The sequence below is a fragment of the Streptomyces sp. NPDC101776 genome, assembly GCF_044766845.1.
GTDB lineage: Bacteria > Actinomycetota > Actinomycetes > Streptomycetales > Streptomycetaceae > Streptomyces.
The window spans coordinates 12,557-39,053 of sequence record NZ_JBIWMV010000037.1 but is presented as its reverse complement, the minus strand read 5'-3'; the positions used below and the strand labels follow the sequence as shown (position 1 = coordinate 39,053).

The following is a 26,497-nucleotide window of genomic DNA, read 5'->3' as shown; positions in this document are numbered from 1 at the left end:
GTGACAGATCGGCTCAGTCGGCGAGCAGCGCCTGAGCTTCTTCCTCGGTCAGTTCCTCGATTGCGGCGAGGATGTGGTCCTCGACTACGAGCGCGGTGTCCTCCAGCGTCTGGCTGTCGAACAGGACGCGGATGGGCAGTTCGGTGCCGAGCGCCTTGCGCAGGCGGACCACCGCGCGCATGGCCATGAGCGAATCTCCGCCGAGGGCGAAGAAGTTGTCGTGGATGCCGACGCGCTCGACCTGGAGCATGCCTGCCCAGACCTCGGCGATGGCCTCCTCGATCGGCGTCCGCGGGGCCTCATAGAGCGGCGTGGCCTCATGGACCGCCTGCTCGGGAACCACCAGGGCCCGCCGGTCCACCTTGCCGTTCGCGGTGAGCGGCAGTGCGTCGATCTCCACGTAGACGTCCGGCACCATGTAGCGGGGCAGCTTGGTACCGAGGAAGTCGCGGAGATCCTGCGGAACCTCGTGCGTGGTCTGCGGGACGACGAAGGCGACCAGCCGCTTCGCGCCGCGCGGCTCCCCCTGGACCACGGTCACCGCTGCCCGGATGTCCGGGTGCTGCATGATCGCGGTCTCGATCTCGCCGAGTTCGATGCGGTAGCCCTGCACCTTGACCTGGAAGTCCTCGCGGCCCAGGAACTCGATGTCGCCGCTCGGCAGGAAGCGTCCGAGGTCTCCGGTGCGGTAGAGGCGCTGGCCGGTCTCCGGGTGGACGACAAAGCTGGCCTTCGTCTTGGCCTCGTCGCGCAGATAGCCCTGCGCCAGACCCACGCCGCCTATGTAGAGCTGGCCCGGCACCCCGGTCGGCCGCGGCCGGAAGGCGTCGTCAAGGACATGGAACGTCTGGTTCCGCATCGGCCTGCCGTACGGGATGCTCGGCCAGTCGGCGGACACCTCCCCGATCGGGTAGAGGATGGACCAGATCGACGCCTCCGTCGCGCCGCCGAGGCTGACGACCTCGGGGGCACCGAGTGTCCGCCGGATGCGGTCCGGCAGAGTGACCGGCAGCCAGTCACCGCTGAGCATCACGAGCCGCAGCGCCGTGCTGGTCGCCTCCTTCACACTCATGTGCTCGACGAGCAGCTCCATCAGCGCCGGCACGGAGTTCCAGAGGGTGACCCGGGCCGTTTCCAGCAGATCGAGCCAGGCCGCGGGGTCGCGGTGCGCGCTCGCGTCCGGCATGACGACGGAACCGCCGACAGCCAGCGGGCCGAAGACGTCGTACACCGACAGGTCGAAGCTCAGCGAGGACAGGGCCAGGACCCGGTCGTCCGCCCCGACGCCGAAGCGGTCGTTGATGTCGACGACCGTGTTCAGAGCGCCGCGATGGTCGATCATCACGCCCTTCGGAAGGCCGGTCGAACCCGAGGTGAAGATGACATACGCGAGATCACTCGGCGTGGCGGGACCGTCCAGCCGCAGACCGTCGGCCGCGTCTTCCTCCAGAGGGAGTTCATCGACCCGGAACACGGCCTGTACGCCGTCGAAGCGGTCCTCCCTGCCCTGTGCGACCCGGCACTGGGTGAGGACCGCGCGGGCCTGTCCGTGTTCGAGCAGGAGCCGGACGCGCTCGTCGGGCAGTTCGGGGTCGATGGGCAGGTACGCGGCGCCCGCGGCGAGGATGCCGAGGACGGCGGCGCACTGTTCCCAGCCCTTCTCCATGACGACGGCGACCAGGTCGTTGGGGCGCACGTCGAGGCCGGTCAGACGCCGGGCAATGCCACCGGCCCGCGCGGCGAGTTCGCCGTAGCTGAGCGTGCGGCCCGGAGTGACGACGGCGGTGCGCTCGGGTGTCCGGGCCGCCGTGGCGAAGAACGGCGCGTGCAACAGCCCCGCCGGCAGCGGGCCCTCGGTCCGGTTGTACGCCTCCCGCTCGGCCAGTTCGGCGCGCGGGACGAGCAGGGGCGCGGGCCGGCTCCAGTTCTCCTCGTCCCCCGCGAGCCACCACAGCAGTTCCAGGGTGGCCGCGTGGATCGAACCGACCAGGCCCTCGGGGAAGAGCTGTTCGACCGCGTCGATGTCGAACGCGAGCGCGCCGTCCACCTCGTAGACCTGCGCGTCGATCCAGACCTGCGGGGTCTGCGAGATGCTGTACGCCACCTCACCGATCGGCGTGTCCTGGCCGTGGTCGAGGAAGAGGCTGGTGAACACGACCGGCATGGCCGCGGCAGCGTCACCGCGCACCTTCTTCATCTCACGGATGACGCGGACACCGCTGAACACGCGGTGGTCGATGTCGGTGATGAGCCGGTCCCGCACGGCGCAGGCACGCGCCTCGAACGATGCCTCGCTCGCCGCGTCGACCTCCAGCAGCGTGACCGAGGTGAAGTCACCGACGATGGCGTCCACCTCCGGGTGGAGCGGAAGCCGGTTCGCCATGGGGAGGTTGAGCGTGAAGCGGCGGTTCTTCGACCATGTGGCCAGCGCCTCGCTGTAGGCCGCCAGGAGCAGTGCGGTGGGGGTGATGCCACGCTGCGACGCCCATCCCTTCACGCGCTCCCAGGTCTCCCGGGGCAGCTTGCCCTCCACCCGCTTGAAGCGCGGGGACTCGACGGTGCGCGGGTCGCAGGCCAGCGGCAGCTCCGGGGCGGTCGCCAGGACGGGGATCCGCTCCCTCCAGTAGGTCTCCGCGCGGCCGTACAGCTCGGAGGACTCCAGGTCCTTCTCCGCCAGCACGTAGTCGCGGAAGGACAGTTCCAGCGCGGGCAGTTCGACGTTCGGGTGCTCGTACAGGTGGGCGAGTTCACGCAGCAGGACGTTGGAGGCCCGGGCATCGGTGACCAGGCCGTCGATGCTGTAGTGCAGTCGGGTGCGGTCGTCGTCCAGGACCGAGGCGCGCAGTTCGAACAGCGGCCAGCGGTCGGCCTCGAAGTTCTGGTGGGACATGGCCGCACGGGTGCTCTCTAGCGCCGCGTACGCCTCGTTCCCGGGCAGCCCGCGCAGGTCCTCCGTCTCGATGACGTAGTCGGGGACGTCGGTCAGGATCTGCTGCTCGCCATGCGGGAGCACGATGGCGCGGAGCATGCCGTGCCGCTGGATGAGCCGGCGGAACGCCTGCTGCATACGGGGCAGGTCCAGGTCCTGGACGTCGAACTCCTCATAGCCGTGCATGCCGACGTTACCGATGTCGAAGACGCCGGTACGGCCGATCCAGTAAGCCTGCTGAACGTCCGTCAGCGGGAAGGGCACGCCCTCGTTCGCGGGATCCGGCACCACGGTCGGCAGCGCTTCCAGCAGGGTGTCCCCGGCCTCCACGCGGGCGGCGCGCACGGCCGCGGCCAGACCTCGGATCGTCGGCTCGCCGACGAACGCGCGCAGCGGGACCTCGACGCCGCACACCGTGCGGACCTGCGCGACGAACTGCGCCGCGAGCAGGGAGTGGCCGCCGAGTTCGAAGAAGTTGGTGTCCGGTGCGATGTCCGCCACGCCGAGAAGGTCCGAGAAGATCGCGGCGACCTGGCGCTCGGTGTCGTCGGCTTGGTCCGCGCGGCCCTCGGGGGTCGCGGCCTGCGCGGCAGGCTCGGAGTCCGGCGCGAGGTCGGCCCTCGGCTCCACGACCGCCTGACAGCTGCCGGCGACCGCGCCCACCACGCGCGCCGCCCACCGCTCGGCCGTGGCGTGGTCCGCGCGGGACCAGACGAAGCCGGTCCACGGGATCTCGGACTCGCGGCGCACCAGCGCGACCTGCGTCTCGACGACGGCTGCGACGGTCGAGCGGGACGGCTCGAAGTCGTCGCCACCCACGAGATGGACCTCGCAGGCGAGCACGGTGCCCGCGGGTGCCTGGGCGACCGCCGTGGCGGCGCGCTCGACTGCGTCCAGCACACGGGCCTGCGGGGCCGTCGCGTCGAGCAGTATCAGGACGGTGGACGGTGCGGCCGGAGCCGCGGACAGCGGGGTCACCGTGGCACCGGCGTGCGACAGGGCCCGGCTGAACACGGTCGCGACCCGCTCGTCACCCGTCGACGCGTAGTGCGCCCCGGCGTGCCGGCCGGGGTCGGCGCCCGCCGCGGTGTTCAGGGGCTCCAGCGCCGGCACGAAGCGGTGCCCGCCGCGGAACGCGACCACGGGCTCCTCGGGCGTGCCGTCGAGCTCCGTGAGCAGCGCGGCGGCCAGCCGGCGGGCGGCCGCGGCGGTCCCGGGTACGGGCACGTCGAGGAGCACCCGGGAGCCGGGACGTCCGGCGCGGGCCCACGCGGTCAGCGCGCCCCTTTCGGGCACGAGCGGTTCCTCACCGGTGACGTCGAGCGCGCCGGACACCACGGCGACGAACCGCGCGCCGTCGTCCCCACGTGCCGCGAGAGCCCGCTCCAGTGCCTCCAGCTCCTCCGGTGCGCCATCGGCGCGGCCCTCGTTGCCGGTGTCGAGCAGTGCGGCGTGGACCACACCCTCGATCCGCTCGTCCGCGGGGAGCGAGGACGTGAGGACACGGGCGCAGTCGTCCTGGGTGTCAACGGCGTCGGCCGGGACCTCGATCACCCGGCGGTGCGTGCCGCGCAGGCGCTCGGCGAGGCCGTCGAGGGCGCCCGCCGGCTCCGTGACCACCAGCCAGACGGCCGGTGCCGCGCCGCCCCGTGCGCCTGCGGGCGTCGCCGGGCCCACCCGGCGGAAGCCGCGCACCGCCAGGCCGTCCGGGTTCGCGCGCGCCGTGCGGGTGCCGCGCGGCGGATCGACCCAGTACCGCTCGCGTTCGAAGGGGTACGTCGGGAGGACGGTGCGCAGCGGTGTCTCCTCGCCGTGCAGCGTCTCCCACGCCAGGGGCGCGCCCAGGCGCCACAGCTCGCCGGCGGCGGTCAGCACCTCCGTCTCGGCGTCGGTGTCCGGACCGGCCGACGGCAGCGAGGCGACCGCCCCGTGCAGGTCGTTCGCGCCGCGCACGAGGCTCGTCAGGACCCGGCCCGGGCCGACCTCTAGCAGTGTGGCGTCGGGGCGGCACACCGTGCGCAGGCCGTCGGCGAACCGCACCGTGGAGCGCAGATGGCGGGCCCAGTACGCCGGGCTGGTGGCCTCCTCGTCCGTGATCCACGCGCCGGTCACATCGGACACGAAGGGGATCCGGGGCGTCGTCAGCGCGACGCGTGCGACCTCCGCCTCGAACGCGTCGGCGGCGTCGTCCATCATGCGCGAGTGGAAGGCGTGCGAGGTGCGCAGTCGCTTCGTGGTGACCCCGCGCTCGGCGAGGCGCTCCTCGACGGCCGCGACGGCGTCGAAGGGACCGGACACCACGCACTCGCGCGGACCGTTCACCGCGGCCAGGGCCACATCAGCGCCGAGCAACGGCGTGACCTCGCCCTCCGGCAGCGGCACGGCCGCCATCGCACCGGCGGGCGTGCCCTGCATCAGCCGGCCGCGCACGGCGACCAGGCGCAGCGCGTCCTCGTACGACATGACGCCTGCCAGGCACGCGGCCACGAACTCGCCGAGGCTGTGCCCGAGCATGGCCGCTGGGCGGATGCCCCAGGAGATCCACAGCTGGGCGAGGGCGTACTCCACGACGAAGAGGGCGGGTTGTGCGTACTCGGTCTGCCGGATCTTCTCCTGAGCGGTCTCCCGCTCCGCCTCGCCGGGGTACAGCAGGCGGCGGATGTCCTCGCCGAGGACCGGCAGGAGGATCTCGGCGGCGCGGTCGACCTCCGCCCGGAAGACCGGCTCGCGCTCGTACAGGGCGAGTCCCATGCCGATGCGCTGTGCGCCCTGCCCCGGGAAGGCGAAGACGACCTCACGCTCCCGGTCCGTCTCGGGCTCGGCGGGGCGCGCCGGGGCGGGCACGCTCAGCGCCTCCGCCGCCTCCTCGGTGTCGCCGGCCACGACGAAGCGCCGGTACGGCAGGGTCCAGCGTCCGCGCTGGAGCGTGTACGCCACGTCGTCGAGGCGCTCCTGCGGGTGTGCGCGCAGATGGGCGGCGAGTTCCTCGGCCGCGGTGTCGAGCGCGGTGGGCGTGGCGGCCGAGAGAGGCAGCACCTGCCGGCCGCGCCCCGGTCCGGCGGCGGGGCGCTCCGGCGCCTCCTCCAGGATCACGTGGGCGTTGGTGCCGCCGATCCCGAAGGAGCTGACACCCGCGCGCAGCAGGTCGCCTTGCCACGGCGTGAGGGCGGCGTTGACGTAGAACGGACCCTCTTCCAGGCCGAGTTGCGGGTTCGGCGCGGTGTAGTGGAGGGACGGCGGGAGTTCCCGCGCCTTGAGCGCCAGCACCGTCTTGATCAGGCCGACGACGCCCGCGGCGGTGTCGAGGTGACCGATGTTGGTCTTCACCGAGCCGAGGGCGCAGCGGTGCGCGGCGCCCGCGTCGGCGAAGGCGTTCTTGAGGGCGGCCACCTCGATCGGGTCGCCGAGCTGCGTGCCGGTGCCGTGGGCCTCCACGTACGAGACGGTGGCCGGGTCGACCTCGGCGACATCGAGCGCCTCCGCGATCACGTCGGCCTGTCCCTCGACGCTCGGGGCGGTGAAACCGACCTTGCGCGCGCCGTCGTTGTTGATCGCGGAACCGCGGATCACGGCGTGGATCACATCGCCGTCCGCGAGGGCGTCCGCGAGGCGCTTGAGGACCACGACACCGGCGCCGCTGCCCGGCACGGTGCCGGACGCGCCGGCGTCGAAGGCCCGGCAGCGGCCGTCGGCGGACAGGACGCCGCCCTCCTCGTACCGGTAGCCGCGCCGGTGCGGGACGACCGTCGCACCGCCGGCGAGTGCGACGTCGCACTCACCGCCGATCAGGGCCTGACACGCGGTGTGCACGGCCACCAACGAGGTGGAACAGCCGGTCTGCACGCTGACGCTCGGGCCGCACAGGTTCAGCTTGTACGAGACCCGGGTCGGCACGAAGTCCTTGTCGTTGCCTATGGAGGTCTGGAAGGCACCGATGCGCTCGACGAGGCCGTCGTGGGCCAGGAGGTTGTGGCGCAGGTAGGCGCTCTCCCCCACGCCGGCGTAGACGCCGGTGACGGCGTCGGTCGCGTCCGAGGGCCGGCCCGCGTGCTCCAGGGCCTCCCAGGCGCACTCCAGGAAGATCCGGGCCTGCGGGTCGAGCATCTGGGCCTCACGCGGGGAGAACCCGAAGAACCGCGCGTCGAAGCGCTCCATGTCGTCGAGGACGCCGAGCGCCGGACGGTGGTCCGGGTGCGCGATCTCCTCGGGGGCCGCGCCGTCGGCGAGCAGTTCCTCGTCCGAGAGGGTCGTGATGCTGTCCACGCCATCGCGCAGGTTGCGCCAGAAGGCGTCCGGCGTGCGGGCGCCGGGCACCCTGAGGGCCATGCCGACGACGGCAACGGCGCCGGCGGGCAGGTGGTTTTCGTCGCTCATCGCTTCTGTCTCCAAGTGTTCCGTCATCGGTGACTGCACATCCGTCCGCGGCGTCTGCGGTCTCATGTCGTCTGCCTCCTGGTCCTCGCCGGCCGAGCACCCTGCCGCTGCCGACGGGCGGCGGCGCGGCGGCGCCCTTCCCCGCCCGCGGCCGCCGTGGGCCCGTCGCCGGCGGCGAGGTGCCGGGCGAGGGTACGCACCGTCGGGTACCGGAACAGGTCGACCATCGGCACCGTCGTGCCGAGCGTCTCGGTCAGCCGCGACTGCACCCGCACGACGAGAAGCGAGTGGCCGCCCAGTTCGAAGAAGTTGTCGTCCACGCCGACGTGCTCGGCGGTGAGGATCTCGCGCCAGATGGAGGCGACCACGCGCTCCAGCTCGCCCATGGGCGCGGACGGCACCGCGGTCGTCCGCTCCGGGCGAACGGGGGGCGGCAGGGCGCGCCGGTCAGTCTTGCCACGCTCATTGCGCGGCAGCCGGTCAAGCGTGACGATCGCGGTGGGCACCATGTAGCCCGGCAGCCGCTGCTCCAGGTGCGCGCGCAGCTCCGCCTCGGACGTCGCGCCAGCGAGCGCCACGTACCCCACGAGTTCCGGTCGGCCGGGGATGTCCTCGCGCAGCACCGCCGCCGCGTCCCGCACCCCCGGGTGCGCGGCCAGGGCAGCCTCGATCTCGCCGAGTTCGATACGGAAGCCGCGCAGCTTGATCTGGTCGTCGGTGCGTCCGAGGAACTCCAGTTCACCGTAGGCGCCACGGCGCGCGCGGTCCCGAGTGGCGTACATGCGCTCGCCGGGCCGCCCCCAGGGGTCGGGCAGGAAGGACCCGGCGGTCCTCCCGGGGTCGCCGAGGTAGCCGTACGAGACACCCGGGCCCGCGATGTACAGGTCGCCGGGGACGCCCTGCGGAACCGGCCGCAGCGCGGCGTCCAGCACGTAGGCGCGCACCCCGGGCAGCGGCCTGCCGATCGGTACGGTGCCGCCCGGCGCACGCCCGGGCACCGCGGCGGCCGACGGCTCGTGGACGGTCGCCGTGATGGTCGTCTCGGTCGGACCGTAGGCGTTGAGCAGGCGGATGTGCGCGGGCGCGGTGGCCTGCCACTCGGCGAGCTTGCCGCCATCGACGCGTTCGCTGCCGACGACCACGAGGCGCAGCGCGTGGCACGCCGCCGGCGGGTGCCGGTCCAGGGCGGACACCCACTCGTGCCAGTACGACCCGGGCAGGTTGACCACCGACAGGCGTTCGCGCCGGGCGAGGGACGTCAGCTCGTCGATGCCCGGCACGGGCCCCGTCGGCAGCAGGACGACGGTCGCGCCGCGGACGAGGCTCGCGAAGAGCTCCTCCGCCGCCACGTCGAAGGTGAGCGACGCGAACTGCAGGACGCGGTCCTCCGCGCCGAGTCCGTACCGCTCCGCGACCGCCTCCAGCGTGTGCACGAGGTTCGCGTGGCTGACGCACACTCCCTTCGGGCGGCCGGTCGTGCCGGAGGTGTAGAGGACGTACGCGGTCGCCGCCGGGTGCACGGCACGCTCCCCGGCGGGCAGCTCGGCCCCGGCCTCGAAGGCGTCCTCCACGGCGGCGAAGGGCACCGCCACGTCCGGCGGCGCGCCGTCCGCGCGCGACCCGAGGACCAGGGCGGCCGCCGCGTCGCGCAGTACGTGACCGAGGCGTTCCGGCGGGGTGCCCAGATCGACGGGGACGTACGCGGCGCCCGTCTTGAGCACGCCGAGCAGTGCGGCGGGCCACGCCAGGCAGCGGTCCATCCGGACGACCACGGTGTCGCCCGCGCCCACTCCGCGGGCGCGGAGATACGTGCACACGGCGTCCGAACGCTCGCGCAGCTCCGCGTAGCCGATCGACCGGTCGCCCTGCACCAGTGCCGTGCGCTCCGGCGTGCGAGCGGCCGCGGCGTCGACAAGCCCGTGCAATGTGGCGGCCGGCCGGCGGGGCTCCCCGGCCACCGGCCCGACCAGGGCGGTGAGTTCCTCGGCGCCGATCATCTCCAGGTCGGTCAGGCGAGCGTCCGGCCTGGCGAGCGCGGAGTCGAGAAGCGTGATGTAGTGCCGCATCATCCGCTCGACCGTCGCGCGGTCGAAGAGGTCGATGTCGTACTCCACCGAGCCGCACAGCTCACCGGCGTCGAGCGACGCCTCCTCCCACGCCACAGTCAGGTCGAACTTGGCGACCTTCCCCGTGCCTTCGCGCAGTGACACCGTCAGGCCGGGCAACGCGGTGGTGCCCGCCGGCGCGTTCTGCATCGCCAGCATCACCTGGAACAGCGGCGTCCGGCTCGGGTCGCGTGGCGGCCGTACCGCCTCCACGATCTGCTCGAACGGCACGTCCTGATGCTCGTAGGCGCCCAGCGTGGTCTCCCGCACCTGGGTGAGGAACTCCGCGAACGTGAGCCCGTCCTCCCAGCGGGTGCGCAGCACCAGCGTGTTCACGAAGAAGCCGACGAGCTCCTCGAACTCCGGCCGGGTGCGCCCCGACACCGGTGTGCCGACGCTGACGTCGCGCGCCTCCGCATACCGGCCCAGGACGAGCTGGAACACAGCCAGGAGCATCATGAAGCGGGTCACGCCGTGCGCCCGGCTCACCTCGCCGAGGCGCTCGGTGAGCTCGGGGGTCAGCCGCAGCGGGAACACCTCCCCCGAGTGCCGGGGGGCGGGGGGACGCGGGCGGTCGGTCGGCAGGTCGAGGCTTGCCGGCGCCCCCGCGAGACGGTCCTTCCAATACGCGAGTTGCTCATCGCGCGCGCCGGCGTCGAGGAAGCGTCGCTGCCACGCGGCGTAGTCCGCGTACTGGACCGGGAGGGGCGGCAGCGACGCCGCCGCGCCGTCCCGGGCCGCCGCGTACAGCGCGCCAAGGTCACGGATCAGGACGCCCACCGACCAGCCGTCGGACACGGCGTGGTGCATCGTGAGCAGCAGCAGGTGCCGCTCGTCGGCGAGCCGCAGCAGGCGGACCCGGGCCGACGGCCCCCGGGCCAGGTCGAAGGGCTGTTCGGCCTCGCGCTGCGCGCGTTCGTCGGCCTCACGCTCACGCACCGCCTCCGGCAGGTGCCGCAGGTCCTCGACCTGGACGGGGAGTTCCGCGTCCGCGTCGACCACCTGGAGCGGCTCGTCCCCATCCGCCACGAGCCGGGTGCGCAGTGAGGCGTGGCGCCGCACCAGCTCCCGGAGTCCCTCGCCGAGCGCGGCCACGTCGAGCGGGCCCTCGACGGCGAGCACCAGCGGCACGTTGTACAGGGGGCTGCCCGGCACAAGCCGGTCCAGGAACCACAGGCGTTGTTGGGCGAAGGACAGCGCGTGCGGGCCGTCGCCGGTGGCGGCGACGGGCAGGTGGGTGTCCCCGCGGCGGGCCGCCGCGGCGCGTGCGGCGAACCCCTCGACCGTCGGTGCCTCGAAGACGGCGCGGACGCCGAGTTCCACGCCGAGCCGCGCCGCGACGCGCGTCACGGCCTGCGTCGCGAGGAGGGAGTGACCGCCGAGCGCGAAGAAGTCGTCGTGGGCGGAGATCTTCGGGACGCCCAAGAGGTCGGCCCAGACCTGCGCGACGAGTTCCTCGGTCGCGCCACGCGGCGCGACGTACGTCTCGGCCTGGACGCGGTCCTCGTCCGACGGCGCGGGCAGGGCGCGGCGGTCCAGCTTGCCGTTGGGGGTGACCGGCAGTTCGGGCAGCGTGACGTACCGGGCGGGCACCATCGCCTCGGGCAGCCGGGAGGCCACGTACGCGCGCAGTTCGCGCGGCGTGGCCCGCCGCTCGCCCCGGGGGACGACGTACGCGACGAGGCGCTCGGAACCGTTCGCGCCCTGCACGTCGACGACGGCGGCCCGTACGTCCCGGTGCGTCGTGAGCACTCCGGCGATCTCGTCGGGCTCGATGCGCACGCCCCGGATCTTCACCTGTGTGTCGGCGCGGCCCAGGTACTCGAGCACACCGTCCTCGCGCCAGCGCACCACGTCACCGGTGCGGTACAGGCGCTCACCCACGCCGAACGGGCTCGGCACGAACCGCTCAGCGGTCAGGTCGGGCCGTCCGACGTAGCCGCGGGCGAGACCCGCGCCGCCGATGTACAGCTCGCCGGGCACGCCGATGCCGGACTCCCGGCCGTACGGGTCGAGCACATGCAGGCGGGTGTCGGCGATGGGCCGGCCGATGGGCATACGGGCCGCGTCCGGCGCCATGTCCACGACGTCGTACGTGCTGGCGATGGTGGTGCCCTCGGTGGGGCCGTACGCGTTCACCAGCCGCAGCCCGGGCGCGACCGTGCGCAGGGCCGCCACCCGCCGCGCGTCCGCCGCCTCGCCACCGAAGAAGAGGGTGCGCAGCGAGGCGAACATGGCTGGCGCCGTGTCCACGCACCGGTGGAAGAGGGCGGTGGTGAGCAGCATCGCGGTGACGCCGTGCTCTTCGAGACGGGCCCGCAGCAGGTCGGGCGTGAGCGCCTCGTCCTTGCGGATCCCGACCATCCGGGAGCCGTTCAGCAGCGCGCCCCAGATCTCCCAGGTGGCCGCGTCGAAGGAGGTGTTGGCGATCTGCGCCACGACGTCGGAGGGCCCGAAGCCGAGGTAGTCGGCGTCGCATACGAGGCGCACGATCCCGCGGTGGGTGATCGCGACGCCCTTGGGCCGGCCGGTGGATCCGGAGGTGTAGAGCACACATGCCTGGCGCTCCGGATGGATCGCGGGCGCCTCCCCCGTGGTCCGGGATAGGTTCGCACGCGGCGCGGGCAGTGCGTCGGCCCGCAGGACCGGCACCGCGTCGGCGAAGTCGACGTCCCGGTCGGCGAGCACGAGGCACGCCCCGCTGTCCTCCACCATGAACGCCAGCCGCGCTTCCGGGTGTCCCGGGTCCAGCGGCAGGTACGCGGCGCCCGCGGTGAGGACGCCGAGCATGGCGACGACCAGCGACGCCGACCGCTCCATGGCGAGGCCGACCACGCTCTCCGGTCCGACGCCGCGCTCGGTGAGCAGGTGCGCCACGTGCCCGGCGCGCTCCCGGAGCCGGGCGTAACTGACGGTCTCGTCGCCGTAGACCAGCGCGACGGCGTCCGGGGTGGCCTCGGCCCGGATCTGGAAGGCGGCCACGACGTTCTCGGCGTGGGCCGTGCCTCCTTCCGTTCCCCATGCGGCCGGCAGCGCACGCTCCGCGGGCGTGGTGTGCGCCAGGTCCGCGATGCGCGCCTCGGGCGAGGCCAGCGCCGATTCGAGCAGGGTCAGGTAGTGCGTTGCCAGCCGTTCGACGGTCGCGCGGTCGAGCAGGTCGCCGTCGTACTCCGCCGTAGCGCGCAGCGCGCCCGACCCCGAGTGCTCGGCCGGCTCCGCCTCCCAGGCCAGGGACAGGTCCTCGGTCCGGAACGGGGGCACTGTGCCCGGCACGTCGGAAGACTCGAAGTCCCCCGGTACGAACGCGCGTATCTGTCGCAGGAAGTCCGAGAAGCTCTGCCCGTCTTCCCAGCGCGCCCTGACGACCTGAGTTCCGGCGTCCGAGCGGTCTTCCGACGGCGCCTGTACGTCGACGCCGACGTCCCGCACCCCCGCGTACCGGCCCAGGACGAGCTGGAAGACGGCGAGGAGTGTCGTGGCGCGGGTGGCTCCGTGCGCCCCGCTCATCTCGTCGAGGCGCCGGGCCGTGGCCGGGTCCAGGGTGAACCCGAGGGACTCCGTCCCGCGGCGCCGCTCGGCGGAAGGCACCCGGTCCGTCGGCAGCCGGAGTACGGACGGCTCGGGGACTCGCTGCTGACGTTCAGTCACGGTTGTCACGCCCCTGTGTCGTGGGCTCCTCGATGGCCCGCGTCACCAGCTCGGCGAGCTCGCCGACCTCGGGCGCGCGCATGATGCCGTGGTGGTCCGCGTCGACGGAGGCGAACGAGAGGCCGGGCCCGACCAGCGCACGCCAGCCCCAGGTCCGGTCCTTGTCCTGCGGCTCGCCCGCGGGCTCGGCGCGGACCAGCAGGACCGGGTGGTCGGGAGTCCTGGTGCTGTCGTCCGTGTCCTCGGAGAGCCCTTCCAGCGCGGTCATGTTCGACGCGTAGACGTCGAACAACGTGCGCAGCTCTTCCCCGCCGGCGGTCGGCGGCAGATGACCGTTGCTCTGCATGGCCTCCAGGAGCAGCTCGTACGCCGCGGGTCCCGAGGGCAGCTCGTCGGGCAGCTGAAGCTCGTAGTGCCAGGCGAAGCGGCCGACGAGGACCGACTCGGTCAGCGGCTGCGGCGCTTCACCGGCCTCGTCCTCCTCGTCGTACCCCGGGGCCGGGCAGTCGACGATCACCAGACTGGCGATCTCGCAGCCCTTGCGCCGCAGCGCCCGGGCCGTCTCCAGGGCCATCAGTCCGCCGTAGCACCAGCCGATGAGCACCGGGGGCTCGTCGCAGGCCGCGGCGATCGTCTCCGCGTAGTTCTCGGCCATCTCGCGGAAGTCCACGTGCGGCGGCCTGCCGTGCAGCCCCCAGGACTCGACGCCGAGCACGGGCCGGTCGGCCGGCAGCAGACGGGCGAGTTCCCAGTAGCTGAGCGTGCTTCCGCCGCCCGGATGGATGCAGAAGACGGGGGCGGCGCCCTTGGCGTGCCGCAGCGGCACCAGGTTGGAGTCCTGCGCGTCGCTGCCGCGCACCAGTGCGGCCATGGCGGCGACGGTCCGCGCCTTGAAGATCGAGGACATCGGAAGCCGGCAGCCGAAGGCGGCGTTGGTGCGGGAGATCAGCTTGATGGCGCGCAGCGAGTGCCCGCCGAGCTCGAAGAAGTCGTCCTCGGGTGAAATGCCGTCTACGCCCAAGACCTCGGACCAGAGCACGAGCAGCCGCTGCTCGACGGAGTCGCGCGGGCGGCCGGCCCGGGTGCGCTGCGCCTCCACCGGCGCCAGGGCCCCCCGGTCGAGTTTGCCGTTGCTGGTCAGCGGCAGCCGTTCCAGGACCTGCCATCCGGTGGGGACCAGGGCCGCGGGGAGCTCCCCACCGAGAGCCGTCCGCAGATCCGCGACCGACGGGGCGCTCTCCTCGGCGGTTCCCACGACGTAGGCGTCGAGGTGGGACACCAGGCCGTTCTCGTCGGCACGCGCGACCACGGCCGCGGCGCGCACGCAGGGCTGCCGGTGCAGCAACGCCTCGACCTCACCGAGCTGGAGCCGGTAGCCGCGCAGTTTGACCTGGTCGTCGAGGCGGCCCATGATCTCGACGCCGACACCGGGCACCAGCCGACCGACGTCGCCGGACCGGTAGCCGCCCTCGTCTCCCGGCCGGCCGAAGCCGGCGCGGCCCTCGTCCAGTTCGGACAGGTAGCCGAGAGCGACGCCGGGGCCGCTGATCAGCACCTCGCCGGGGCACCACGGCGGCAGCGGCCTGCCCTCGCCGTCGACGACGGTCAGCGTGTTCCGCCCGAGGCCGGTGCCCACCGGCACCGAGGAGCAGCGCTCGTCGACCGCCGCCTCCAGCGGCAGGCACGAGGCTCCGATGGTGGTCTCCGTGGGCCCGTAGTGGTTGAACACCCGCAGCCCCGGGGCGAGTTCGCGCAGCCGGTCGTGCAGCGCGCGCGGCAGCGGCTCGCCGCCGAGCACCAGCACCTCGCGCGGGAGCAGCTCCCGCGGGTCGTCGGCCTCGGCCAGCAGTGCGGAGAGATGCGAGGGCACGAGCTTCATCGCGGCCACCGGGTGGGCGCGCAGCCGCTCGGCGAGCACCCGCGGGCTGGTGGCGACGTCCGTGTCGAAGAGGTGGACGCAGCCGCCGCTCGCGAGCGTGGGGAACACGGCCGTGTAGGAGAGGTCCGCGGCCAGGGTGGACACGGCCGCGAACCCGGCGCCGTCCGGCAGCCCGAATCGGTCCAGGGCAGCGTCGGCGTAGTGGGCCAGCTGACGGTGGCCCACGACGACGCCCTTCGGCAGCCCCGAGGTACCCGAGGTGAAGATCACGTACGCGGGGCCCTCGGCCACAGCCGGGCCCGGCGTGAGGTCGGCGGGCAGGCCGTCGGGGTCCGGCACGGGCAGCGACGGGACGGAGAGCGCGACCTGCGCGGCGGCCCGGGGCACCAGAACCGGTGCGGAGCCGAGTTGGCCGACCACGGTCTCGATGCGCTCCGTGGGCCACGCCGGGTCGACGGGCGCGAACGCGGCCCCGGCCAGCCAGATGCCGAGCATGGCGGCCAGCGTGTCCGCCGATGCCGGGGCCAGCAGGGGGATCCGGTCGCCGGCCCGCACTCCCCGGGTGCGCAGCAGGGCACCGACCGCCTCGGCCCGCCGGGCCAGTTCGCGGTAGGTCAGCGTCTCGTCCCCGCTGCGTACGGCGGCCAGATCGGGCGTTCGCCCGGCCTGCTCCAGGAAGCGTCGCAGCACCATCTCCTGCTCGTCGGCGAGTTCGGCCGACGGGCCGGACGCGGCGGCGGCGACCAGGCGGAGCGTTCCCGCGGCCCGGCCGGGGTCGGCGAGAGCGTCGGTGAGTAGCTGCTCGTACGCCTCGGCGAGCGGTACCAGGTCACCGGGGGCGATCCGCGCGCCGGTGCCCGCGAAGGTCAGGAACAGGCTCTCGGGGCCCTCAGTACACTCCAGGTGGAGCGTGCCAGGCGCATCGGACCTGTCGAGGAGCCCCGGTTCGGTGGCCGCGGCCCAGGGATCCTGCTGGTGGCGGAAGGACAGTACGGGAACGCCGTCCGCGCGGACAGCGGTCTGCGGGTCGCTGTGGCACTCCTTCGCCGCGGCGTCCCGCAGGGTCCCGGCCGCGGCACGCGCGGCGCTCGCGTACGCGTCCTCCGGGTCGAGGGGCAGACGCGTGACTACCGGTCGGTCGAACGGGCCCGGCATCGCGCTCAGTCCGTCCGCGGAGCGCCCGTCTGTGATCACCAGGACCCGGTCGTCGCTGTTGTGGGTGTAGCGCGCGTACAGGGACCGCCATGCGGCGAGCAGCAACGCCGCCTCGTCCACGTCGAGGTCACGGGCGGCGGTGCGCAGCCGCTGGAGCACGGGGCCCTCGACCGTCAGCGTGAGCGTCTCGGGCTCGGCGTCGGGGTTCCACAGCCGGGCGGGCGCGAGGAACGGGAGTGCGCTCCGTGCGCCGGCCGTCTCCTCCGTCTCCTCGGCGGGATCCGACGCGGCGAGTTCGTCGGCGAGCCAGCCGGCCACATCGGCGTACTGGAGCCGTTCCTCCGCGTCCTGCGCGGCGGTGTCCCGGGACGCCTCGCCGAGCAGGAACCCGGTGATCAGGCTCCAGGTCGTACGGTCCACGCCCAGCCGCGGCAGACCGAGGCGCAGCAGTGTGCCGTCCAGGCTGTCGGTGTGTTCCACCGTGAGCTCGCCGGCCCGCAGCAGCGTGCTGCCGAGCGGTCCGGGCCCGACGTCGACCGGTCCCGCCGCGTCGACCACCTGGACGGGCAGCCGCAGCCCGGGAAGGGCCACGTACCTGGTCCGCAGGATCTCGTGCCCCGCGACCAGTGCTTCCATCCGCCCGGCCAGCAGGCTCGGGGCGATCCTCGACGCGCAACGCACGCTGCGCTCGGCCCGGTTGCGCGCGCCCTCCCGCAAGTACACCGCCTGCTGCTGGGGCGAAAGCTGGTAACCCTCGATCTGCTCGGGTTCGACCGCGGTCATTCTCATTCCCCCGTACATTCGTTCTGAGATCCGTTGTGCTCGTCGGTCATGGCCACCAGGACCCGGCGCGGGCCCTCGTACGGGTCCCGCCCGTGCGAGACGAGCATGTTGTCGATCAGCAGGACATCGCCCTCCTGCCAGGGCTCGCGCACCGTCTCGGCGTCGAAGGCCGCGCGCACCTCGTCGAGAACGGCGTCCTCGATGGACTCGCCGTCACCGAAGTAGACCTGCCGCGGGATGTCCGCGGGATCACCGTCCAGCAGTTCGGCGCTCACCTCCTCGGGCAGCGCGGACGTGTGGAAGAGGTGCGCCTGGTTGAACCAGAGCTCCGCCCCGGTCAGGGGGTGCTCGATCACGGCCTGGCAGATCTGCGAGGTGCGCAGCTGGTCGTCCCCGTACCAGGTGAACTCGATGCCCTGGGCCCGGCAGAGCGCCTCGACTTCGGTACGCTCCTCGGTCTCGAACGCCTGCTGCCAGCTCAGGTCGAACCCGGTCCCGTAGTTGCGCACGTAGCGCACCCCGCGCCGGGCGAACTCGTCCAGCAGCGAGCGGTCCAAGCGGGCCGCGACCCGGCGGCTGTCCGCGAGCGGCGTCGCGCCGCCCGCGACGGCGGCCTGGTGGCAGTAGAACCACAGATACGTCGGCCAGATCCGCGCGTAGGCCATCTCGTTGTGCTGCGGGATGGTCTGGTCGGCGGGATATTCGGTCGACGTGTACACCCCGGCCACATCCGCGCGGCTGCGCGGCGTCGACCCGTAGGTGTAGTTGAGCAGCTCCGGGGACCACGACTTGACGACGGCGTGGAAGTCCTCGGCGTCGGATATGGAGAAGCCCCGGAACAGCACCGCGCCGCGTTCGCCCAGCAGTGCCTCCACTCGGGAGTGGTTCGTGCGCACCCAGTGCACGAGGTCGACCGAGGGCGCCGTGGGCTCGACCACTGAGATGACGGAGTGCCGGCTGTGGCTGACGGACACCAGTTCCTGCGTGCCGGACACGGCGACACGACGACGGATGCCACGGACGCTCGTGGGAGACGTTACGGTCATGATGGTCCTCACTGGTCGAGTTGGAGAGACGGCTGGGGGGACTGCGGCTCGGCTGCGGCCTGTGCGGCCTCGTCCAGCCGGCGCACACCACGAGCCGGAGAAAGCAGCAGGATCACGGACGGCACGAACAAGCCGATCGCCGACACCAGGACGGCCTGCCTGAGGCCCAGGGCGGTACCGAGCGCGCCACCGAGCAGCGAGCCCACCGAGAGGGCGCCCCAGGCGAAGGTGCGCACCGTCGCGTTCACCCGCCCCAGCAGGTGGTCCGGGGTCACCGCCTGCCGGAAGCTGATGACGGTCACATCGAAGACGGGGATGCCGAAGAGGGCGACGAAACTCGCGACCGCCGCGGTCGCGACCGCCCCGAAGGAGTTCCCGTGCACGCTCGCGAGGACGAGGTAGCCCAACGCCGGGAAAGCCAGGGACAGGACCAGCGTCGGGCCGACGCCCAGCCGGAGGGTCAACCGGTCGGCGACCAGCGCACCGCACAGGGCGCCGGCGCTGCCGATTGCCGTGATCACTCCGATCTCGGCTGCTCCGACCTTGGCTTCCCTGATCAGGAAGAGGAAGTACACGGCCATCACCGCACTGAAGAAGAGGCTGGTGAAGACGGCTGCCACCGTGCACCAGCACAGCAGGGCATGCTGCTTGATGACGCTGAAGCCCTCGCGCACCGACGCCCACACCGAGGGCGCTTGCCGATCGGCGTCCTTCGGGGCGTGGGGGGCCGTGTCCGCCGGCAGCTTCAGGAGGGTCAGGGCGGAAACGACGTAGCTCACGGCGTCCAGGAGGATCACCACGGGCGCGCTCAGGGCGCTGATCAGCACTCCCGCGGCGCCGGGGCCGGCGACTTCCGCCACCGACTCCGACACCTGGAGCTTCCCGTTCGCCTCCATCAGCCGTTCGCGGCCGACCAGGCCGGGAACATAGGACGGATAGGCGATTTCGAAGAAGACGGTCATCGTGCCGACGACGAAGACGACCAGCAACAGCTGCCCCATGGTCAGCATGTCCAGCATGTAGGCGAACGGGATCCACGCCAGCGCGGCGAACCGGACGGCGTTGGTCCAGATGAGGATCGGCCGTCGGGCCCGCCGATCCACGAACACGCCGACGAAGAGTCCGAACAAGAGGAACGGCAGCTTCTCAAGCGCCCCCACCAGCCCGGATTCCATGGGCGTCGCGTTCAGAATCAGCACTGCGGTCAAGGGAAGCGCCACATAGGTGATCTGCGTCCCGAGGAACGACACGGACTGGCTGGACCACAGGAGAAAGAAGCTTCGGTGCCGGAAGAGGGAGCCCGGCTTGGCGGTTACCGCCACTGGAGAACCTCCAGATCGGATGTATGGGTTGTGATCTCGGAAAGCCGTCGGTCCGGGTCGGCCGCGGCGGCCGTGAGGAAGGTGCTGAACTCCTGGACCAGGCAGCGCACTCTCTCCTCGTCGAACAGCGAGCTGTCGTACTCGACGCGAAGTTCCAGCCGGTTCCCCACCGGGAGGAGATGGAAGGTGAGGTCGAACTTCGTCGCCTCGATGACGTCGGCCGCTTCCTCGACTTCGAGGTCGGCCATCTCCAGCGGTGCGTCGGGAACGTTCTGCAGGGCCAGCCAGGCCTGGAACAGCGCCTTGCGGCCGTCGGTCCGCTCACCCACCCGCTCAATGACCTGTTGGAACGGCACATCCTGGTTCTCGTAGGCCTGGAGCGTGCGCTCCCGCACCCGGGAGAGCAGCTCGGCGACGGTGGGGTCGCCGGACAGGTCCGTCCGCATCGCGAGCGTGTTGATGAAACAGCCGATCAACGGATCGACCGCGGGGTCGGGCCGGCCGGCCACCGGCGTTCCAACCACCACATCCTGGCGGCCCGCGCAGCGGCCGAGGACCGCCGAGTAGGCCGCGAGCAGCACCATGAACAGAGTCGTCCCGGTGCGCCGGGTCAGTTGGAGGGCCGGATCCGCCGGGATCGCGGTGGTGATGCAGCGTCCCGGTACCAGGGACCGGTGCTCCGTCGGCCTGGGCCGGTCGGTGGGCAGCCCCAGGTCACGCGGAACGCCGTCGAGTGCCTCCTGCCAGTAGGCCAGCTGCCTGGCGAAAGGCTCGGCCTGGGTACGTTGCCAGTGTGCGTGGTCGCGGTACTGGACGGTGAGCTCGGGAAGCCTGGGCCGCTCGCCGCGAATGCGCACGGTGTAAGCGGTCGTCAGCTCCTGGAGCAGGATGTTGGTCGACCAAGCGTCCGTGACTATGTGGTGCAGCGTGACGTGCAGATAGTGCTCGTCGTCGGAAACCTTCAGCAGCACAGTACGGATCGGCGCGTCCACCTCCAGGTCAAACGGCGCGGCAGCAGCACGGTCGAGCAGCTCCCGCACGTCCCCCTCCACGTCCCGGCACGACAAGTCGACGGGCTCGGGGCCGCTGACGACCGCGATCGGTTCGCCTTCGGGTCCGATCGGATAGCGCGTGCGCAGGATGCTGTGCCGGAAGGTCAGTGTCCGCAGCGCCTCCGTGAGGGCGGGCACGGACAGTGCCCCTCTGAGGTTCAGGGTGACCGGCACGTGATAGGCGGACGACTGGTCCTCAAAGGTGTACGCGATCCAGAAGCGCTCTTCGGAAAAGCTGAGCGGTCCGCTCCGCTGATCGGCGGAGAGCGGACGGGATTCCGCCCCGGCTATGGGCAAGCCAACAGCACAGGGACGCCTACCGCCGCCGGCCAAACGCTTCGCCAGAAGCGCGCGCTTCGCTGGAGATATCGCGTCCAGGCGTGATCGCGTCATTCTTTCCTCGTTCGACGCACCTGGCTTTTGCCGTACGAAGATCAGTGCCTCGGGGGTGGCATCGGGGCCGCCGGAGGTCATCGCCGCTCTCCCCGACCGTCGGCGGAAGCCTGTGCCATGTGTGCCACCAGGCTCAGCGGGCGCATGTCGGTCCAGTGTGTGTTGATGTATTCGAGGCAGGAGGACCGGTCTGCCGCGCCGTGGCACACCGTCCATCCGGCCGGGACGTCCGCGAGCTCGGGCCAGATCGAGTACTGGCCCTCGCCGTTCACGACGACGTGGAAACTGCCATTGGGGTTGTCGAGCTGATTCGACATCACACCTCGCTAACTGAGACAGCGGCGACCGCAAGGGTGCGGCGGCAGATGGCAGGCATGGCTGATCGCCCCTTTCCAAGGGCAGACATAATGGGAAGGCGTGGATTTCAGGTCATTTCGACCGTCCTGCGGGAAAAGCCATCGCGAAGACGTGACGAAGGGAAATACCTTTGGGCACGACGCGATTTGGCGCGGACTGCTGTCCGGCAGAAACAACGGTCGAGAGGCAAAGACCGGCCGCGGCGGCTTATCGGAAAGCGGTTGGTGGCGCGGCTACACCGGCACGTCAGGCGGCAGATAGCGGTGCTGCATCCGCGGTGAAGCCGCATGGCAGCGGTGAAGCAGGGCGTTGATGCGGCATGTCGCGCTGCGGGAACCGGGCGCGGTCAGATCGAGAGTGAGCACGTACATCAGCAGGTCGACACGGTCTCTCTCGGCACGGCCAGAGGCGTGCTCCAGACCGTCCTCGAGTGTCGTGTGGGCCCACAGGGCGTCCAGCACCTCGGACACCTCGCTCGCCGGGTCGGCAAAAACCCTGCTGCGACGGTTCAGGCTGGTGTAGACGATGTCCATGCGGCGGTCAGCCGCCCCAGGTGCCGGTGTCCGGTGATGTCATCCGGGTGGCAGAGGCCAGGGCGGCTCCCGCCGTGGTGGAGGGTACGGCCGCGACCGCGGCGGGGGTGAGGAGCACGGTGATGCCGAGCATGAGGGCGGCGACCGCGGTGGCCTTGGCGATACAGGTGCGGATCATGGTGACCGTGCCTTTCGGAATCACATGGTGAGGTGTCCTGTTCCGGTCTCGCGTCCCGCGGTTGACGCTTCGCCCGGCCGCCGTTCGGGCTGTCCCGTGCCGGCGATGAACAGCTTCGCCGCAGACCAAAACCATTGGAAGGCTTTCCGGGAGTCCTGAACAGGGCCTATCCGGATCAGGACATGCGGCCACGCCCATTTTGGGGAAATTTCGGTTTCGTCCTATTACCTCGCCTGAACGAAGCGCCCATATGCCACCGGCGGAATATCCGCCTACCGGACTCCGACACGTGTGGCTCAAATAACCTTGAACGGTGGTGCTCAGAGTTGGGATGATGAAGCTCGACGCGCGGCCGGGGGGCGGCGTTCAGGAGGGGAACCACGGGGCATGCTGCAAGCACTCGGAGTAAGCAACGATGCCGCAGACGTCTACCAGGCGATGCTCGACCACCCTGAACAAGGTGTCGACCAAATCGCTGACGTATGCGGCCTGACTCCCACACAGGTCCACAACTGCCTCGACGAACTCGGCCAGTTGATGCTGGTCCGCGCGTCCAGCGAGCACCCCGGACAGATGCGGGCCGTCGACCCCGACATCGGCTTGGCCGACATCGTTGACCGCCAGGAGGCCGAACTCGCAGCCCGGCAGGCCCAACTGGCCGCATCCCGCGCGGCGGTCACCCGCATGGTCGCCGATCGCGCCCAACACCGCTCCGCCCACGGCGAGCGCCTGCTCGGCATGGACGCCATACACGACCGGCTCGAACGCCTGTGCCGCACGGCCCACACCGAGATCATCGGCGTCCAACCTGGCATCCAGCGCCCCGACGACCTCAACGCCGGACGCGACCACGACCTCGCCGCCCTCGGCCGTGGCGTCACCTTGCGCGCCCTGTACCAGGAACACGCCCGCCGCCACACCCACATCGCCGCCTACGCCCACACGCTGCTCAGCCACGGCGGAGAAGTCCGCACCGCCCCCACCATCCCCCAGCGCATGGTCATCGTCGACCGCGCCTACGCCCTGGTGCCGACGGACCCCGCCGACAACCGCAAAGGCGCATTACACGTCACCGAACCCGGCATCGTCACCGCCCTGCTCGAACTCTTCGAGCAGGCTTGGAACACAGCTGTACCCCTCGGAACCACCCGCCCCGACGACCCTCAAGCCGGCCTCACCGACCACGAACGCGAACTCCTACGCCTGCTCGGCACTGGCCTCACCGACGAAGCGGCCGGACAGCGCCTCGGCCTCACCGATCGCACCATTCGGCGACAAGTCGCCTCAATCATGGAACGTCTCAGCGCCTCCAGCCGCTTCGAAGCAGGCATAAAAGCCGCACAACGCGGCTGGCTCTGACGAAACCGACAGGCCGCTACCTGGCCGATGACTCCCACACCGAACCAAAACGGCGTCGAGTCGCGGGGTGAGCACCCCAGTTATGCTCCCCGTCGATTCCGCCACTGGGATAGCCATCACCACCGTCCTCGCGATGGTGAACGCGGCCGTCGGTGGCAAGACCGCCATCAATTCCGCCGAGGGCAAGAACCTCGTCGGCGCCTTCCACCCGCCCGCCGGCGTGCTGTGCGAGTTGGCCGACCTGGACTCCCTCCCTGTCAACGACTACGTCTCCGGGCTCGCCGAAATCATCAAGGTCGGCTTCATCACCGACCCGCAGATCCTGGAGCTCATGGAGGCCGATCCGCAGGCCCCCGCACCCCGGCGGGCACCACACCGCCGAGCTCATCGAGCGCTCCATTCGGTGTCAAGAAGGAAGCACGCAGCCATCCCCCCATATCGCCCGCCTGCGCTCCCAGCGCGCTCTTGTCCTCGACCACGAGTTCATGGAGGTCCTCGACGAAGTGGCCGACTCCGGCCTGGTCGAGGAAATCGAACCGCTCGTCGCCCGCGGAACGGGCAGCCCCTGCACCCTTCCGGTCGAGGCCCTCCTGGTCGGTATGTGCCTGACCGCCGCGCACAACGGCGGCGTCATTCTGTTCACCGCTGTCACGGACCTGCTGTACTTCCTGTTCACCGCTGTCACGGACCTGCTGTACTTCGCGCTCGCCGACGAGATGCGCCAGCAACTCGGCCTGCGCCCCCACCCCGACCACGACCATGGCTTCGAGGCCGCCTACGCCGTCGTCCGCCGTCGCATCCACAGCGTCCTCGACGCGATCGACCCGTCCCCACTGCCCAAGAGCCACCGGCTGGCCCGCCGCCACGTCGAGAAACTCCTGGCGCAGGCCGACCCTGCCGAGCTGGCTCGCAAGCGCACGCTCATGGTCCGCGTGGCCAACATGATCCTCGCCATGTCCCTGCGCGAGGCCCTGTGAACCTTCCCCTTGATCGTGGACACCTGGAGACTGGGACCTGAGGTTCCAGAGGAAGTAGCACCAGGTGGGAAGCAAGTACACGAAGCGGTACACCGAGGAGTTCAAGCGGGACGCGATCGCGCTCGTCGACTCCTCGGGCAAGACGGTCACCGCCGTGGCCCGGGAACTCGGCATCAGCTCCGAGTCCCTGCGCGGCTGGTACCGCAAGGCGAAGGCGGGCCGGGGCGAGGGCACTCCCGGCGAATTGAACAGTGCCGAGCGTGAGGAGCTCAAGCGGCTGCGGCGGGAGAACCGCGAACAGCAGCAGACGATCGAGATCCTGAAAAAAGCGACCGCCTTCTTCGCGAAGGAGAGCGACCGGTGAGCAAGTTGTACCGGTTCATCCATGCGGAGAAGGCCAACTATCCGATCGTGCTGCTGTGCCGGGTGCTGCACGTCGCCCGTTCCTCCTACTACGCGTGGTGCGAAGGCGAAGCCGCCCGGCAGGCCCGGCAGGCCGCCGACGACGAGCTCGCACACGAGATCACGGTGCTGCACATCGCCTCCCGCCGCACCTACGGTGTCCCTCGCATCCACGCCGAACTTCGGCGCCTGGGACGGCGGGTGAACCGCAAGCGCATCGCCCGCGTGATGCGTGAGCGTGACATTCAGGGCGTCACCCGCCGCAAGCGCCGCTCGCTGACCCGGCCCGACAAGAAGGCGAAGCCGGCCCCTGACCTGACCGGCCGTGACTTCCACGCCGAGCGGCCCGGGATCAAGCTGGTCGGCGACATCACCTACCTGCCCACCGCCGAGGGCTGGCCTTACCTCGCCTGCTGGCTGGACCTGGCCACCCGCGAGGTCGTCGGTTACGCCATGGCCGACCACCACCGCGCCGAACTCGTCGTGGATGCCCTCGACATGGCCCACGGCCGGGGCAACCTGGAGCCCGGCTGCGTGATCCACAGTGACCGAGGCAGCGAATACACCTCGGCTCAATTCCGCACCCGAATAAGGGAGTTGGGGCTAAGAAGCAGCTGCGGACGCACCGGATCATGCTTTGACAACGCGGCCGCGGAGAGTTTCTGGGCCCTGCTCAAGGAGGAGATCGGCACCCGCACCTGGCCCGACCGGGCCACCGCCCGCGCCGAGGTCTTCACCTACATCGAGACGTTCTACAACCGCCGTCGCCTGCGCAAGCACAAGACCTTCGGCTACCTCACCCCGGCCGAGACCAGGCAGCGGCATCAACACGCCCTCTCGGCATAACCGACGAGTGTCCAAGATCACGGGGCAACTTCAACCCACTGATTCCCCCAAGATCGATACTCCTCAATACCCTAGCCGCCAGCGCTGTCGCGCCACTGCGGGGACATCACTCTCCCGTTACGGGACAAGCCTTAGGCCGGGAAGCGGGGTCGTTGGCGCGGGCGAAACGGAGCGCGGCGAGGGTGATCTCTGGCAGGTGGTGTTCGTGGGCCTCGCGCAGCCCCACCGCCCTGATGCTCATGGCCCGCCCGGACCGACGTTTCGAACTGGATCGAAGTCTTGGAGTGTGCTCCCACTGCGCCAATAGGCTTTTGCCGCGCCTACTGACCAAGGGCGCTGAAGGGGGAGGAAACGATCATGCGCAAGAGCATCAGAGGTGCCGCCGCGGTCGCGATCGCGACCGCCGCCGCAGCCGTGCTGAGCGTCGGCACGGCGGAGGCGAAGCCCGCCGCCGACTCCTGGGGCACCTGCCCCGACGGAGCGGTGTGCATCTTCCCGGAAGGTGTGAACCCAGGTAACAGCCAGACCAGCCCCACCAACACGTACTGGAGCTATGGGGCCCACAACCTCAGCGGCCAGTACGGCTGGCACTGGGTCTACAACAACCAGACCGGCGGCGCCCACGCCCACCTCTGCAAGGGCTACAACGGCGTCAACTGCGACTTCGACATGGCACCTGGCGTGGCCTACTGGGTCGACCTGACCCCCGTGAACTCCATCAATCTCGACCGCCCGTAACACCCAAGGCCCCGGGGCCGGTATCGCACACAGCGGTATCGGCCCCGCTGCGTGGCACGATGCTTCGGAATCCCCCTCCGGGAGCCGGGATCCGGACCGTAGGGGCGATGGCAGCGGCCTCGCCCGATCCGTCCATCTGGCCCGGACCTGCCTCCATGCCATGGCCATCGGCTGCGGCACGCCAGGGTTCAGACACAGGCTCTTGCTGTTTAACCTCCGGTGCGGTGCGGTTGGCAGACTCAGCGCGTGGGCTTCACGACATGCCCCAGTGCGACGAGGCCGATTCCTATGGCGAGGAGCGAGGGCGAGCGAACGTTCCAGCTGACCAGCATCAGTAGAGCCCCTGCTCCCCAGAGTCTCGGTTGCCGCACTCGTTGCTGGAGCCAGTGGCCCGGCATGCGGCCGAGAAGCAGAGCGTGTA

14 protein-coding genes and 1 pseudogene are annotated in these 26,497 nt (G+C 71.2%); 6 read left to right on the top strand and 9 right to left on the bottom strand.

Annotated elements, in window-relative coordinates:
• Window positions 1–13: 13 nt before the first annotated feature.
• The 9 genes from ACIRRY_RS49740 to ACIRRY_RS49700 form a co-directional block, all read right to left on the bottom strand.
• The gene (locus ACIRRY_RS49740) at window positions 14–7,303 is read right to left on the bottom strand and encodes an amino acid adenylation domain-containing protein (RefSeq protein ID WP_403987109.1); all 7,290 of its coding nucleotides are present in this window, start codon (window positions 7,301–7,303) and stop codon (window positions 14–16) included.
• A gap of 62 nt (window positions 7,304–7,365) precedes the next feature.
• Window positions 7,366–13,056, bottom strand: coding sequence for an amino acid adenylation domain-containing protein (locus ACIRRY_RS49735; RefSeq protein WP_403987107.1), 5,691 nt, complete (start codon window positions 13,054–13,056; stop codon window positions 7,366–7,368).
• Window positions 13,049–16,873, bottom strand: a complete 3,825-nt coding sequence (locus tag ACIRRY_RS49730) for an amino acid adenylation domain-containing protein (RefSeq protein WP_403987105.1) — start codon at window positions 16,871–16,873, stop codon at window positions 13,049–13,051. Before ACIRRY_RS49730 ends, ACIRRY_RS49735 begins: the two co-directional genes overlap by 8 nt.
• A 2-nt stretch (window positions 16,874–16,875) precedes the next feature.
• Window positions 16,876–17,919, bottom strand: coding sequence for a TauD/TfdA family dioxygenase (locus ACIRRY_RS49725; protein ID WP_403987102.1), 1,044 nt, complete (start codon window positions 17,917–17,919; stop codon window positions 16,876–16,878).
• An 8-nt stretch (window positions 17,920–17,927) separates the two neighbouring features.
• Window positions 17,928–19,241: an MFS transporter gene (locus ACIRRY_RS49720; RefSeq protein WP_403987100.1), complete on the bottom strand. Its 1,314-nt coding sequence runs from the start codon at window positions 19,239–19,241 to the stop codon at window positions 17,928–17,930.
• On the bottom strand, window positions 19,232–20,767 hold the full coding sequence (locus tag ACIRRY_RS49715; protein WP_403987097.1) for a condensation domain-containing protein: 1,536 nt from the start codon (window positions 20,765–20,767) through the stop codon (window positions 19,232–19,234). Before ACIRRY_RS49715 ends, ACIRRY_RS49720 begins: the two co-directional genes overlap by 10 nt.
• Complete coding sequence (locus ACIRRY_RS49710) at window positions 20,764–21,003, bottom strand: MbtH family protein (protein ID WP_403987094.1); 240 nt, start codon at window positions 21,001–21,003, stop codon at window positions 20,764–20,766. The genes ACIRRY_RS49715 and ACIRRY_RS49710 overlap by 4 nt, the downstream gene beginning before the upstream one ends.
• Before the next feature lie 273 nt (window positions 21,004–21,276).
• The gene (locus ACIRRY_RS49705; protein ID WP_403987091.1) at window positions 21,277–21,576 is read right to left on the bottom strand and encodes a hypothetical protein; all 300 of its coding nucleotides are present in this window, start codon (window positions 21,574–21,576) and stop codon (window positions 21,277–21,279) included.
• 7 nt (window positions 21,577–21,583) lie between these two features.
• A complete protein-coding gene (locus ACIRRY_RS49700; protein WP_403987088.1) occupies window positions 21,584–21,754 on the bottom strand; it encodes a hypothetical protein in 171 nt (56 codons plus the stop codon).
• A gap of 387 nt (window positions 21,755–22,141) precedes the next feature.
• Between ACIRRY_RS49700 and ACIRRY_RS49695 the strand changes: the two genes are divergently transcribed.
• The 6 genes and pseudogenes from ACIRRY_RS49695 (at window position 22,142) to ACIRRY_RS49670 (ending at window position 26,076) form a co-directional block, all read left to right on the top strand.
• Window positions 22,142–23,113 (top strand): LuxR C-terminal-related transcriptional regulator, encoded by a 972-nt coding sequence (locus ACIRRY_RS49695; protein ID WP_403987085.1) that lies wholly within the window; start codon window positions 22,142–22,144, stop codon window positions 23,111–23,113.
• Between the two features lie 118 nt (window positions 23,114–23,231).
• A pseudogene (locus ACIRRY_RS49690) lies at window positions 23,232–23,517 on the top strand (3-dehydroquinate synthase); the annotation flags it as partial.
• 81 nt (window positions 23,518–23,598) lie between these two features.
• A complete protein-coding gene (locus ACIRRY_RS49685; RefSeq protein ID WP_403987143.1) occupies window positions 23,599–24,090 on the top strand; it encodes a hypothetical protein in 492 nt (163 codons plus the stop codon).
• 64 nt (window positions 24,091–24,154) lie between these two features.
• Window positions 24,155–24,454 (top strand): transposase, encoded by a 300-nt coding sequence (locus ACIRRY_RS49680; RefSeq protein WP_403987082.1) that lies wholly within the window; start codon window positions 24,155–24,157, stop codon window positions 24,452–24,454.
• Complete coding sequence (locus tag ACIRRY_RS49675) at window positions 24,451–25,338, top strand: IS3 family transposase (protein ID WP_403987079.1); 888 nt, start codon at window positions 24,451–24,453, stop codon at window positions 25,336–25,338. Before ACIRRY_RS49680 ends, ACIRRY_RS49675 begins: the two co-directional genes overlap by 4 nt.
• A gap of 357 nt (window positions 25,339–25,695) precedes the next feature.
• On the top strand, window positions 25,696–26,076 hold the full coding sequence (locus ACIRRY_RS49670; RefSeq protein ID WP_403987076.1) for a hypothetical protein: 381 nt from the start codon (window positions 25,696–25,698) through the stop codon (window positions 26,074–26,076).
• The last annotated feature ends 421 nt before the right edge of the window (window positions 26,077–26,497 follow it).